At 37.6% G+C, this 15,182-nt stretch carries 9 protein-coding genes; 1 reads left to right on the forward strand and 8 read right to left on the reverse strand.

Annotated features, from left to right (window positions below; translation table 11 throughout):
- Positions 1-21 precede the first annotated feature (21 nt).
- The 8 genes from K350_RS0105490 to K350_RS27555 all read right to left on the reverse strand — a co-directional run bounded on the left by K350_RS0105490 (position 22) and on the right by K350_RS27555 (position 14,548).
- Positions 22-3,651 (reverse strand): PA14 domain-containing protein, encoded by a 3,630-nt coding sequence (locus K350_RS0105490; RefSeq protein ID WP_081670898.1) that lies wholly within the window; start codon positions 3,649-3,651, stop codon positions 22-24.
- A gap of 173 nt (positions 3,652-3,824) precedes the next feature.
- The gene (locus K350_RS30820; RefSeq protein WP_051312887.1) at positions 3,825-5,435 is read right to left on the reverse strand and encodes a response regulator; all 1,611 of its coding nucleotides are present in this window, start codon (positions 5,433-5,435) and stop codon (positions 3,825-3,827) included.
- Positions 5,426-6,007, reverse strand: coding sequence for a chemotaxis protein CheB (locus K350_RS0105500; protein WP_028979048.1), 582 nt, complete (start codon positions 6,005-6,007; stop codon positions 5,426-5,428). Before K350_RS0105500 ends, K350_RS30820 begins: the two co-directional genes overlap by 10 nt.
- A gap of 5 nt (positions 6,008-6,012) precedes the next feature.
- Positions 6,013-6,849, reverse strand: a complete 837-nt coding sequence (locus K350_RS0105505; RefSeq protein WP_028979049.1) for a CheR family methyltransferase — start codon at positions 6,847-6,849, stop codon at positions 6,013-6,015.
- Entirely contained in the window at positions 6,830-10,855 is a 4,026-nt protein-coding gene (locus K350_RS27545; RefSeq protein ID WP_081670899.1) for a response regulator, read from the reverse strand. Before K350_RS27545 ends, K350_RS0105505 begins: the two co-directional genes overlap by 20 nt.
- Before the next feature lie 215 nt (positions 10,856-11,070).
- Positions 11,071-11,553: a DUF2231 domain-containing protein gene (locus K350_RS0105520; RefSeq protein WP_028979050.1), complete on the reverse strand. Its 483-nt coding sequence runs from the start codon at positions 11,551-11,553 to the stop codon at positions 11,071-11,073.
- Between the two features lie 19 nt (positions 11,554-11,572).
- Complete coding sequence (locus K350_RS27550) at positions 11,573-13,066, reverse strand: MltF family protein (RefSeq protein WP_037574014.1); 1,494 nt, start codon at positions 13,064-13,066, stop codon at positions 11,573-11,575.
- 375 nt (positions 13,067-13,441) lie between these two features.
- Entirely contained in the window at positions 13,442-14,548 is a 1,107-nt protein-coding gene (locus K350_RS27555; RefSeq protein ID WP_051312890.1) for an AI-2E family transporter, read from the reverse strand.
- A 198-nt stretch (positions 14,549-14,746) separates the two neighbouring features.
- Between K350_RS27555 and K350_RS0105535 the strand changes: the two genes are divergently transcribed.
- A complete protein-coding gene (locus K350_RS0105535; RefSeq protein ID WP_028979051.1) occupies positions 14,747-15,127 on the forward strand; it encodes a lipocalin-like domain-containing protein in 381 nt (126 codons plus the stop codon).
- Positions 15,128-15,182: the final 55 nt, after the last annotated feature.

Below are 15,182 nucleotides of genomic sequence, written 5' to 3' on the forward strand. Positions count from 1 at the left end.
TATTAGGACCTATATTGAACCTTATCTTGCAACAGTGAATTTCCTGACCTCTTTGAAGCTGTTTGTTTTAATGACGAACATGTAGAAGCCACTTGGAATATTTGAGATATCCAGCTCAATAGGATAGTCCGTATCATTTACAATAAACTCCTCGCTAAGCAACTGGGCGCCATTCATATCGAGAATTTCCAGTTGAACCTCTCCGGCCTCTGAGCCAGGGGCCCAGATATTTAATTTGTATTCAGCAGGGTTAGGATACACTACAATATTTTTTGCATCTAAAGGCAGATCAAATGATGCAATTTTACTATCTGTTTCGGCAGGTGTCAATCTTGCAGAAGGTATAATCTGTTTGGGCTGGCTGGGGCTGGACCAGGAAAGCGATATCACAGCAGAACCTACATTCTCAAAGTACTCCAGCACAACATCATACTTCTCACCTGCAAGCAGATTGATGACTCCACTATTTTCAGTTGCCGGATGATCTGTAAAGTTATTGATGATCTGTACTCCGTTCACCGATAAACGCACGCCGTCATTAGAGGTAGTATAAAATCTGTATTGCTCAGAATAAACTGCCTCTACCTGCCCCGTCCATCTGATAGAAAATTTATCTACCCCAATATTTGGAGCAGGACTATTTGTACCAAAATTAAAATTAACAACAGAATCTATTCTTGAATATCCATTCTGATCAAAATTCAAATCCCTGAAATAGGTACCTAACAGACCATGTTGTGTTGTTTGCTCCTGAGGCTTTCCAAACGGTGAAAGCCGGCTGCCTGGAATAGGTCGTTCCAATGTGGCATCAGGCAATTGCCAACCTACGGCAAGGTTATCATTACTTGCGCCTTGCTTGTGAAGTGCTTCTATATAATATGTTTTCCCTCCGACAAGCGCTATGGATGCTGATCTTTGAGAAGGATATTTTGTCCATTCTCTCACACCTGTATATCCGGTAACACTTGCAATTCTTACTTTGTTACTAGGCGTATCGTCTGTGCTTAGCCAAAGTTCACTATTGTCGTTGCTTGAAATCCAGAAAATATAATTTCCGGATAAAGGAGCGCAGATAGTCCCACGAATCCTTTGTCCATAGTTAATACCAAAATTTGTTGGCGCTTCAAAAAGCGTTAATGAGCTTGACTGGTTAGGAGAAGTGTTTACTGGAATATTTGAAACAACACTTCCTGGAATGGAGGTCCAAACCTCTCGGGTAATCGTACCCGAAGCGTTACACAAGCCCTGTACTTCGACTGCAGATTTGTTAATTGCATAAGCTCTTTCACTTATGATGCCCGAAGCTGTTTTTGCCCTCACACTCATCCAAACTTCATTTTCAGTGCCTAGTGGTCTGTTCTGGAACACATATGATGTTGCGGTTGTTGTAGCTTCAAATTCAATAACCTTATCCTGCGGTTCCAACAAATAAACATCATAAGAACTTGCTCCCGGAACGGGATTCCATTCAAACTTAATTGAACCGGTTGATGGATTAGACGCTACGAGGTTTGAAGGAACGCTCAGTACAGAAAAATTTCGTATGCTCTGACTGGAAAATGAGCCACTCCTCACACGCACTAGCATTGCTGCTGGACCAGAAGGTACAAACCAATCCGCATAATGCTGATTTGAGGGTATATCGGATGCGATGTTAATCCATGAGCTTCCATTGTTCGTTGAATATTCTGCCGTATAGTTTCCAGTACCAAAAGCATCCCATCGGATTTGTGTATATTCATTCGGAATGAGAGATTCATTTCCATAAGGAAATGTCAGTGCTATAAAAGGTCTTACAAATTCGTAAGCAACAACGTATCTCTGAGGCCCGAAGGGTATTGCTGTTCCTTTAATATTAACAGTATAACTTCCCGCATCGGGATTGTCAACTGTTACCTGTTCTATATTGTTAATATTATCCACACCTCTTACAGCTATACTCTCCGGATTTGCAGAAGAGAGAACCCATGGCAGGTAAGTGTTAGGAGACTTTGTAATCTGAATGTCAAGATTATTCACAAGATTCACTGAGCTGAACTCTGCACCTTCTTTATCTTTCCAGTACAATAATACCCTTAACTGACCGGTGCCACTTGGAACATTAATTGTATGTGTCAGATTCTGCCCCTGGCTTATGGTGTTTTCAAAATATAAATTTGCTTCCAGTGCTTCGACAGCTCTTTTGGAATTTATTCTTCCAAAGCCATAAGAATAATCCGGTCCGGCGTTTCCAAGATCATCCGCAGTATTACAAACCAGCGCTTTGATAATATCTGCATTGGGCCTAACACCTTTCAGTTGATTATACCTTTCATATAACAGGGTAACGCTACCTGTCACACCAGGACAAGCCATGCTTGTTCCGGAAAAGTAAGTATAGCTATTCCCAGGTAATGTTGAGTATACGCTTTCTCCAAGTCCAACTATCTCTGGTTTCAGTCTTCCATCATTGACAGGACCTTTTCCAGAAAACCCGGAAATAACATCATGTTCATTTACCGAACCCACAGACAAAACATTTTTTGCTGTAGCCCAGCCGGAGCTTACAGTATAAAATCCAGCTGCACCACCATTATGAGTAGCCACTACATGTAGCAAACCCGGACTTACCACATTATCTTGTGTCTTATCTGTATAATTACTTGAGTTATCATAAACTCCCCAATAAGAAAGATAACCATAGGAGTTATTTGTTACAGTCATTCCATAAGTATTGTAATAGGAAGGTCCATTATTGATTAAGCCTGGGAAACTTTGCGCAACCAGGTTGGCATTAAAAGCAGCCCCCCTGGCTCTTGGATCAATATTTCCAGATCCTCCTGTGGTGCCTGCTACGTGTGTAGCATGATTATTAATAGCCGGAGGAGAAAGATTGGTGATCCTCACAGGTTTAAGATCCTGGTGTATCCCTATTGCACCTTCATCATCGATACCCACGGTGAGTCCATTTCCTGATAAACCTCTTTGCCCCGCAAAATCAGATTGCAGCACATTGTTTCTATGCTGATTTACTGAAATAAAATTGCTATGCTCAGGCTTAGGAGGTGCAGGCATGATATATGATATCTGTGGAACAGATCCCAGAGCCTGAATTCTTCCTGATGAAATTCTAATTATCAAACTATTCTGGAATGGAGAACTTTTTATAATTACAGCGCCCAGATTAGCTAATGAATGCTTTAAACGTATTGTATCTGCGTCCTGGAAATAAGTTACTTCTAAGTCTGTAAACGTCCTTTTTTCCTTTTTAACTTCTCCATTCAGCTTTTCATCTATTTTATGTTCCGGTAAAATTTTTTCAATGCTTCTTATTTTAAATTTTTTTATTTCATCATCTGTAAGAGCTCTTTGAAATGAGGCCCAATACGCATAATTGGGAACGTACTTCAGAAGAGTTGTACCTGCGCTTTTTAATTGAGCCTGGGTCGTTTCATTTGGCAATTCAAAGAACTGTATAAGTATGTATTCCTGATGTTCACTTCTTAGATTCTTTATTTTTTGAGAAAGGTTATTGCCCTCTTCGGGGCAATATTGACCGGACTTGTAAACTATACAATATTTATTTTCAGTCTGGGAAAATGCATCAACAAAAACGGATTGAATAAATATCATGAACAAAGTCATGACCGATAACCGGTAAGAAATTATCATAGCTAGTGTTGTTGGATAAAAAATTAACGTACCAACTCAATTGATTGTTATACAGGCAAAAATTAATGATAAAAAGAAGCACAAATTCACTACTATATTCCCTTTATTGAATAGTTAAATATTGTATTTTATCAGATAAAAATTTTTCTGGCGAAAAAGATTTAAGTCTTCTTTTATTGAACAGACTTTGGCTTATTGAAAAAAATCTTAAACTCAGTTCCTTTATCAATTGCGCTTTCCACGGATATGTATCCGTTGTATCTCTCAACTGCTTTTTTTACAATGAACAAGCCAATGCCACTGCCTTCTACATGGCTATAGACCCTTTTAAAAATTGAAAACAACTTTTGCTGTTGATCTTCAGGAATCCCCAGGCCGTTATCCGAAACCTTTATAACATAGTGTTCATCCGTTTCATACATCTTTACCAGCACTTCCGGCGTTCGTTTTGGTGAACGGTATTTTATTGCATTTGACATCAGGTTATAGATTATACTTCTAAAGTCCGATTTGGTGAGTTTTAACTCATCACACCTCTGAATGTCTGTAATAATATTTGCTGCAGCCTCTTCAATAAGTTCTTTAATACTGAATTTAATTTCTTCAATGACGTCCTTACAATCAAAGTCATCCGGCTCTTCCAATCTTTCTTTTTGCACCTGTATTACTTTTAACAGATCCTGCACGGTCTCTTTTAACTGGGTTACAGAATGACCAAGCATGCTCAATACAGTCTCCACCTGGTCAGAACCATCTGCAATTTCTTCCTTTAATGTCTTTATCAACCCTTCCAGATTTGCGATTGGCAGTTTGAGATCATGCGAAGCAGTATAGACAAAGTTGTCAAGCTCTTTGTTTTTTTCTACCAGCATCTCGTTATAAATTCTCAAATGCTCTTCTGCATAAGCCCTGCGATCAACTTCATACTTTAGCTCCTTATTTGTTTTTAAAATTTCTGCTGTTCTGTCTTGTACCTTCTTTTCAAGTTCCGCATTGGCAGAAGCAAGTTTGTCTTCTGACTCCTTTCTTGCTGTTACATTTCTTCCTACCGCATACCACTTACCTTTGTTGAGCGTGAAAGACCAGCTTATCCAGCAATATCCTTCGGTTTTATTTATGTGTTGTTGTTCATAATTCTGTATGACCTGCCTGGCATCTTTAGGGTTTTTAAATAAATTCATTAACTCCTCATCAATTATAGTATTCTGATGGTGGTCTGAATTAAGATCTTCAAGACTTCTACCGGTAAATCTTTCAACAGCAGGATTAATATGGATAAAGGTTTCCTTCTGCGGTTCATAGATATACATCAGGTCAGAGGTAAGATTAACCAGTAAGCCCAAATGTTCCAGTTCATCGTTTTTATATTCGAGTTCTTTTTGCTGAATATAAATCTGTAGGAATGAAACAACCTTAGCTCTTGTTATCTGCGGATCCAGCGGTTTAAAGAGATAGTCAATTGCGCCAAACTCATATCCTTTTACGACATATGAAGTTTCATAATTAATAGCAGTGACAAAAATTACCGGAATGTTTCTGGTCTTACTGCTTTCTTTAAGAATTTTAGCGACCTCATAGCCATCCATGCCCGGCATCTGCACATCCAGCATGATGAGGGCAAGCTCCTCTTTGAGGGCGATCTTTAATGCGTCAGTTCCGGATTCTGCCTTAAAAAATTTAAGGTTAAGACGTTCATCCTCCAGCACCTTTTCAAGGCTGAACAGATTTTCCGGGTGGTCGTCCACTAAAAGAATATTCAGTTCTTGATTTGAATTTATTGCCATATAAATTCTTTCCCTGATGAAATTAATTCAGTGATAGAATGAACACTCCCAAGGAAATCAGGCTTTATCAATCTAAGCGCGGCCGAAGGCATAATTCCTGAAGCGGCGGTAGAAGGGTCCTGTACAATAGTAAAACCACCTTTTCCTGCAATAGTTTTCATTCCGTCTCCTCCATCTTTATTTGCTCCTGTCAGGAGAACCCCTGCCAGAAACTTCCCATAAACCTCAGCTGCACTTTCAAACAGGACATCTATTGAAGGCCTGAAATAATTTACAGGTGCGGAAACATCTAATGAGAAGATTTTATTTTTCTCAATAAGAAGATGATAATTAGACGGAGCCAGATAAACATGATTCAGCCTAATTTCCTCCTTATCATAAGGCTCAGAAAATGGTATTTTAGAATACTTCTTCAAAATACCTTCAAGTGAATTAACAACATTTTTCGGCCTATGCAGAGCTATAATCATAGTTGGTTTAAAATCAGAAGGAAGCTCAGATAGTATTTTTATCACCGCATCTATTCCTCCCCAGGAACCTCCTATTACTATTGCTTCTATCTTTTCAAGCATACCAATCAATTTATCCTTCTGTATATTTTCTGCGACCTGTCAACTTCTTCAAAGTGATCTCTGAACATTGAAAAAGAAAGTGTTTCTTTATTCCCCAATGCAAGAAATCCGAACACAGGCAGACTTTTAAGAAACAACTCAACAACCTTCTCCTGAAGCTGTCTGTTGAAATAAATAAGTACATTGCGGCATACAATGAGATTGAATTCATTGAAAGATTCGTCTACAGCAAGATTGTGTGCGGAAAACATTACATTTTTCTTTAACCTGCTGCTAAATATCGCATTGTCGTACATTGCTGTATAATATTCTGAAAATGATCGCTTACCTCCTGCGTGAATATAGTTTCCGGTATATTCCTTCATCATGTCTATAGGATAAATGCCATCTATCGCCTTGTCGAGAACACGCTGACTAATATCCGTTGCGTAGATTCTTGATTTTGTGTAAAGACCTTCTTCCTCAAGAAGAATAGCAAGAGAATATAACTCTTCCCCTGAAGAACACCCGGCATCCCAGATTTTTATAAAAGGATAAGTATTTAACAGAGGGAACACCTTTTTTCTAAGGCTTGCAAAAAATAATGGATCACGAAACATTTCCGTTACATTGACAGTGATCTCATCCAAAAAATATTTAAAAAAAGCGTCGTCTTCCAGCAAACGATCTCTAAGTATATTTACTGACCTCAATTCAGTAGTATCTAAAAACTTATTAACTCTGCGTTTTATTGACGCTTCTGCATAGCCTGTAAAATCATATCCGTATCTTCGTCGAATTGACAAGAACAGATGTTCTATTTGATCATCCTCTAATACTATCTTATCTTTTCCGTCTTTCATACAACCACACTCGCATAAGAGATAACAATCTTTCAACATCCATTGGTTTGCTCACATAATCAGACGCTCCTGCCTTTATGCATTTTTCCTTATCTCCCTTCATGGCTTTGGCGGTGAGTGCTATAATTGGAATGTCCTTATATTCCTCTATTTCTCTGATTCGCCTCATAGCTTCGTATCCATCCATTTCAGGCATCATGATATCCATAAGAACCAAATCAATGTCTTTATGTTCAGTCAATTGGTGAAGTGCGTCCTTGCCATCACCTGCTGAAATAACTTTAACCCCTTCAGACTCCAGAACATTATACAATGCATATACATTTCTAATATCATCATCAGCGATCAAGACTTTTTTGTTCTTCAATGCATCATCAGAATTAACAAATTTTCCCTTTAATGCATTTTCTTTTGATCTGAAACTTTTCACATGATATAAAAAAAGATTAACCTCATCGGCAAGCCTGTCTCCTGATTGAGGCGTCTTGATAATGATTGACTCTGTGAACTTTTTTATCTTCCTTTCATCTTCTTCTGAAAAGTTTTCTTCAGCATAAATAATAACAGGAGTGTTATAATTTTTTTCATCCTTTCTTACCATTTGTAATATTTGGAAATCATTATCCGAAAGATGAAATTCGAGAACTATACAATCGAATTTTTTTGATTGAATTAATCCATATGATTCCTCCAGACCCTTGGAACGCACTATTTTCACTCGATCATCATTCACAACTCTTGTAACCTTTTCTTCCAACTCATTTGCTGCTTCGACAATCAGAATTTGCTTTAATTCTTTGTTATTATGCCTTTCTATCTCAAAAAATGTCTTTTCCAGACCCTCTTTACCAACAGGCTTTTGCTCAAACCATACATTTGAAAAATTTTTAATATGAGCCTCATCTTTCTCCCCGGAAAGGATATGGACAGGGACGTCTTTCAGTATTTCATCTTTTCGGATCTTTTCAAGCACTTCCCATCCACTTATGTCTGGCAAACCAATGTCCAGTATTACAGCTCCGGGATTTTCCGTGAATGCTTTCTCTATAGCATCTTGACCGGTATGCGAGACAATGGTTCTGTATCCTTTTGATTGAGCAATTTCTGATATGACTTTAGAAAAATTGACATCATCTTCAACGATCAGCAAAACAGATTCATTTCGATGAACCTGATCGTTTTTGCGTTGCTCCTGGTTCGAGTCGTGGTTTTCTGAAACTTTTGAAACAGGTGGGTTTGACAGCCCATGCTCTTCCGACAACTCAGGCAAATAAAGTATGAAAGTGCTTCCTTTATCTTTTTTACTTTTAAGCTGAATTTCCCCGCCTAGTAATGTTGCCAGTTCTTTACTAATAGAAAGGCCCAAACCAGTACCTCCAAATTTTCTGGTTGTAGAGGAGTCCTCCTGCTGGAATGCATCAAAAATTAGTTTTTGCTTTTTATCAGAAATACCTATACCACTATCAATCACCGAAAAGGCTATTACCTTTTTTGAAGATTTTAAGCTATCACTTTGAAACAATGCCTGATCATCTGCATAATAAACAGATACAGAAACTTTCCCTCCGGAAGGCGTAAACTTGAATGCATTGGAAAGAAGGTTTTTTAAAATTTGCTGCACTCTGAATTTATCTGTATAAATTTTCTCAGGAAGATCGGGGCTTATGGTAGTTGTAAATTCAATGCTTCTTTCTTTTGCGATATGTATGAACTGGTCTTTCATAAGCAAATCATCCAAAGAGGTATTGAGTATTTCTGTGTTAATCTTTCCGGATTCAATTTTTGAAAGATCCAGTACATCATTAATAAGCTTTAAAAGATCTGAACCGGAATGATTTATAATTTTAACATACTCCTTGTGCTTATCGGTAATGCCATCTTTGCTGTCTAATAGTAGCTTTGAAAGAATCAATATACTATTTAAGGGCGTTCTTAGTTCATGAGACATATTTGCCAGGAACTCCGATTTATATCGGGATGTAACCTCAAGCTGGAGCAGGTTATTTTCAATTGATTTTCTAGCTTCCTCCAACTGGTGATTCTTTACTCTCAACTCTTCATACTGCTCTTCTAACTGACTTGCCTTTTCTTCGAGCTCAACATTTTTTTCCTGCAACTCTTCCTGACTGGATTTTAGCTCTTCCTCAGAGGCCTGCAGCTTATTTTTCTGTAAAAGCAATTCCTCATAAACTTCCTTCAGTGTTTCTTGCTGAGCAGATAATATTTCTGCCTGACTTTGTGAATCGGAAAGTAATTCGTTTGTGCGCTCTACTGCTCTCAGACCCAAAAGCACCATAGAAATCTTTCCGCATTCGGCCATAAAGAAATCGATGTTTTCCCTTGATATCACTTCAATAGACGCAAGTTCAATAACACCGATTTTAAACTCTTCAAACACCAGTGGCACCCAGACAATGTTGGATGGTATTCCATATATTAGCCCTGAATAAATCTTGAAATAAGATTCGGGTATCTCTTTTAACTTTACGACCCTTTCATACTTCAACGCCAGACCTGGCCTGGAATCTTCAAAAGAAAATTCTTTATCGTTTACTTTTTCGATATCTATACCCCAAGCGGCCTTTACATTGAGCACTTCTGAATCAGACAAAAGGTATATAAGACCAACTTGTATATCTAATTTTTCCGAAATAAAGTCTATTATTTTTTTGAGCAATAAATCAATGCTTCTCTCCCCTCGCATCAGGTCATTAAGCTCTCTGTCAAAGTCGAGCTCCCAGGTTCTCCTTTTTTCCCTTATAGAAAAATTACGAAGGTTATTGTTCATTTTTTTTAATGAGTTACCAAGGAGGTCGTGTTCACTCTTTACCTCAATGTTAACATCATAATTTCCCTTCCCGATTTCCGAAGCAACATTGGCTTGTCGCTTCATTGTTTCACTCATCAATGTAAAAGATTTGGCAAGGGCTCCGATCTCATCATTGGATTTTATCTTGAGCACAACATTGGTATCACCATTAGAAATCTGCTCTGAAGCATCTTTTAATTTTATAACAGACATGGAAATGTTTCTTATAAAATAAATCGCAAGAAATACAGAAATTAACACCAATAGGGAGACAGACCCTGTAAAAACCATCATTTTCCTGCGTCCATCTCTAAGAAGGTCATCCATCTCCTTTTTAAGGACGTTTATATCATACATGGCCACACTATTCAGTTCACCCATACAAATGGTTGTTTTTTCCAACCATGCTTCAGGAGTCTGGACAGCATTTTCAAGCGATGCACTTTCGTATATCAGAGCAATTGTACTCAGAACTTCTTTAAAGGCTTTGCCCTTAATAACTTGAGAATAATAATTATAAACATCAGTGGATGATTCCGTTAAAAAGTCCTGAATATCTCTTTCATAAGAAGCTTTTCGAATACAGAAAGCTCCGTAGTCTTTAATTGAAAAATTTTCTGTGGTGATTCCCCTCATCACAAGGGTCCGCAATTGACCTAAAGATTCTTTTGCATTGAGAAGGTAAAGGAATGTATAAACCTCGCTCTGAAGCGCCGGTTCTTTGATTACAAAAGCAGTATGTTCGATATCGTCAAGCAAATGATTTATAATATCACTAAACAGGATATTGCCGGATAGAGAATCTATTTTGAGCTGGTCTACTTCGTTTCTATACTCTCCGATCCGCTGAGTCAGATAAAAACCATGTGAAATCTCTTCATCAGATTCATTTAGGAAACGTTTAAAAATAATGATTTCTTTATCCGTTCCCTTTCTTGCAATTATAAGTTCCCTTTCAAATTGCTTTCCTTTATTACCCACGAATGCCTGACTAAGTATCCTTTCATTCTGAATGGCATTTATAAGGTTGGATGTAAGCTCTGTCTTTTTGATCTTATCAAAAATAGATACCAGTCTTTTTTGATCATTTAGTTGGTTTACAAGGTTGATTGTACTGAAGTAAAGAAGAGGGAAGAGCAGTACTCCTATCAGCAAAAGGAGCTTATTTCTTATACTCAAGCTTTTTAGTATATTCATAAAAAAATTCCCTGATTATTGCTAACCCGGGAAATTCATTCTTGTTTGATAAATAAAACAGCTCCATGGAAATTTAGTAAGACTTAAAAAAGACCTCCTTCTAAAGCCTGCCACGAAAGCCATCAACTAATCAAAAATTATAAGAAATACATATTATCATTTCAACGATTCAGTAGAGACGCCATGCATGGCATCTCTACATGCTACTTTGCTTTTTAATAATTGATGTTTGCTTCTTGTTTCATTTTCTCGGCAGCTTTAGCTTTTGCCATTTCCATAGGCTTCACACCAACTCCCTCCCTATAAACAAGTTTACTTCCCAATACTGCCTGATAAATAACTGAAACTCCTCCAATAGTAAGAAATACGACCCATGAAGAGTATTCTACCGTTTTCATCACTCTCTTTCTTAATACCAGCCATGAAGTAAGAAGAAGAAACAAGACAGTAATAATGTAAGAGTTTTTCTTATGTACGGCCATTAGCTCGTCTACAGGTAATGAACCTATGATTCTCTCTTCATCACTATAACCACTTAAAATTGCAAGAAAAAGGAAGAATAAAGAAACTACACATTGCCATAAAACAATCTCTTTAAATAAACCTCTTCTGTAAAATATACCAACCAACCCCATAAAGCTCGCTGTAATGAGCAATGCCAGTGGGAAATGAACTACAAATGGATGAACATGTTCCATACTTTATAAAAATCACACTTTAAATAATCTCGTCTGGAATTAATTGTTTGTAATATTGAAACTTGCTAATAATATTGCTCACATAATTAAATGTCTCAGAACCTCTGCAGTATCCGAACTTGACAACAGGATCTGAGTAGTACTCTACCTGGGCTTTTTGCAGCAAGAAGTACGCTACGTTATCATCCCAAACCAAAGGATCCTTTTCATATTTTATTGCCAGGCGCTGGGCGTCTGCAACATGTGCCTGACCGGCATTATAAGAAGCCAGAACAAACTTTAACCGCTCATCCTTATCAGGTACTTTTTCTTTCCAGTACTTATCCAGCCATTTAAGATATTTGATACCGGCTTTCATATTTTCATATGGATCTTCTGGATTTTCCAAACCGAAGAGCGCTGCTGTAGAAGGCATCAACTGCATCAGTCCGCAAGCTCCTGCCCAGGACTTTGCGAGTGGATTAAATTTGGACTCATGATACACAAGAGCTGCCAATAGCCTCCAGTCCCATCCGATTTCCTTTGCAGATTTTTTTATAAGGCAATCGTATTGTGATAAATTTTTTCCCTTGCTTCTACCGCATTGGACATGGCCATACTGCCCTGATCGGAAATATTTGTTGTATGTCTTCGTAAAAGTTTTTCCTTCTACATACTTAGTCATCCAACCATTAATTTCCATTAACAAATCTGGAGCGTTTTCTCCTACTGCCCAGGAAATTTTCTGAGGATAACTTATAGCCAGTTGAATATCAAGATTCGGGTAGTAAGCTCTAGCAAGGAGAGCAATATTTTCCTCCGCAACCGTATAATCAATTTTTCCCATTGCAACCTGCAATAACAAATCTTCCTCTTCGACAAGTTTAGTTCTTTCTTGAATATGAATGTCTTCGCCAATTTCTTCTTCAAGATGTTCCAATCTCGTTCTAAAAGGAGATCCTTTAGGGACGTGAATAGTTTTACCAGCCAGATCTGAAGGCGCCTTCAGGATAGAAGACGAACTTCTCTGCACAATCACTTGCCGCATGTGATTATAGGGAATGGTATAACTAACATCATCTTCCCTCTCCCTGCTAGGCACCAAATGATATGCAATAAGGTCAGCTTCTCCTCTTTTAAGCATATCATACATAGACTCCACACTTTCAGCAACTACAATTTCAAGTTTTATGTTAAGATGTTTTGCTAAAGCATGTAACATTTCATATTCGAATCCGCCAGGAGTACCGTTTTTATTTATATGGTAGCTAGTTCTGCCCAGCCCTGTTATAGCTTTCAGAACACCCCTTTGACGAATTTTATGAAGGTCAGTAGATGAATGGGAAGTATTGTTATTGACAAACTTTATAAGATGTTGAAATTGCTTTTCCGAACGATCTTCTTTCACTACTCCTATGTTTCCCTCACACGTTTCTTCTGACTCCCGCACTGCAAAACTGCAGGAAAGACACATAACCGAAATAATAAAATATAAAAAGACAAAGTCTTTTTGTTGTTGTAGGATTCTTCTCATAAGTAAAGGCTTTTAGATTCAAACTCTGAGAGAAGCTGTACTTGAAGAACTATAAAGAATTAAAAATTGTTAACCATGGCTAACATGACCTCTGAAATACAGGAGCTTATAAGTGCTTTTTTAACTGAAAAAATTCTGGTGTAAACTTTTGAAGAAAAATTATAATTAAACCACTGCCCTTACAGTGCTTCAATTTAGGGATTCTTCAGAGCAATGTGTAATATACTCATTAGAGATCCCACCCTAAATCCCTCTCCTTCAGGAAAGGGATTTGATGTAATCTAAGATAGAAATACATATTTTATTTTCGTAGACTGTTCCCTTCTCCTTCAGGAGGGTTGGGGATGAGGGCATTTGGGATATCCCAACTAAATACTAATCCTTTTTTTTAAACGGCCATACTCTTTTATAAAAAGGCTCTTTGTCTTCTTCCTTGTCAGATGGAGGTTCCCCAAGGATAAAACCGTAAGGCTTCAGTGGATCAATTGCATCAAAGATTACCTTAAGAATAGCTGTGAACGGGACAAAGAGTATCATTCCCAAAGGGCCCCAAATTGCGCCACCTATCAATAGTGCAAGTATGGAAGCAAATGGATTCAGACTGACTTTACCTCCGACTATATTCGGTGTAATAAAGTTTGACTCTAGTAATTGAACTATCCATAAAGCAGCACCTGCTCCAATACACTGAATCAATGAACCTCCCTTGAGTGCGGTGTATACTATAGGAAGAGTGGATCCTAAAAAAACTCCGATATATGGAATAATATTCAGCATGCCGGCAAATAGCCCGAAGAATATTGCATACTCAACTCCGACTATATAGAGGCCGATCACGTTGAGAATTGAAATTATTGAAATAACAATAAGTAATCCTGAAAGATATGACTGGGCTACCATTTCAATTTTCTCAATCGTCTTTATTACATCTTTATGGCTTTCTTCCTTAAATAACAGAAGTAAAAAATCCTTGAAAAACGATCGGTAATAAAGCATGAAAAATATAAATACAGGAACAAGACCAACTGCAGTGAATATGCCAGTAGTAACAGAAAGAGTCGTTGAAAATATTGCCGTACTTTGATGAAGTAAATTTATCAGCTCTTCTTTTAGATAAATTATGGTCTGCCCTCTTTTTACACCCAGATACTTTTCAAAGAAAGGATTCCCTTGCTCTACAAGTTTGGTAAGTCTTTGAGTAATATCAGGAAGGGATTCCATTAAATCTACCAATTGAGAATATACGAAGATGCCAACCAGGCCCAGGACAGTAATAATCAGGACAAGACCTATAAGAATTGCAGGAGTAGAAGACATTCTTCGCTCAAGTCTTCGGACCAGAGGAAGCAACAAAAGAGAAATAAGTCCGGCAAGAGCCAGTAATATTAAAATATTCTGTGCCTCTATAAAAACATAGACCAATAGGATAAGTCCCAGAAGAATAGTCGTAAGCTTGAAATATATAGGAAAACGAACTTCCATCGGAAATAGAAAAGTTTATAGTAAAACACCATAAAGCATTCTTGCTTAGAAAAGTTTTAGTTGTATCTCCACGGCATGTTACAACGATGGCTTTTCCCGTTTAAAAAGCTTTATTACATTTGCATAAAAATTTCTGTAGATTTATAACAGAATTTTTATTGATCTGCAAATTAACATCTTATTGACTAAAAAATCATCATGAAAACCACGCTTTTAAAAAGATTCGCAGCTCTGATCGTTCTTACCTTACTTGTAACGGCTTGTGCTAAAGAAAAAAAGGAAATGATTGCCAAAGACTGGAAGGCAACTGAACTGGTGCTTGGAGGAACAACAGTTTCACCGGATGCAATTGGAGGTGTTTATTATTCATTTACCAGCGATGGCAAATTTGAATATACTGAAGCTGGACAAACTCAGGATGGAACATGGGAGGTAAATGACAATACAATTACTTTACACTATAACGAAGGTGGCAAAACTGTTGAAAAACAAATCAAAGACATCAGTGAAGAAAAGCTCTCTTTTGAAGGTGAAGAGCATGGTATGCTGAGAGCTGTGACGCTTGTTCCTAAAAAGTAATAAGTTATAAGTATTAAGTTATAAGCTAAAAGCTGAAAGCACAAAGTTAAAAAGG

The organism is Sporocytophaga myxococcoides DSM 11118, from assembly GCF_000426725.1.
Lineage (GTDB): Bacteria > Bacteroidota > Bacteroidia > Cytophagales > Cytophagaceae > Sporocytophaga > Sporocytophaga myxococcoides.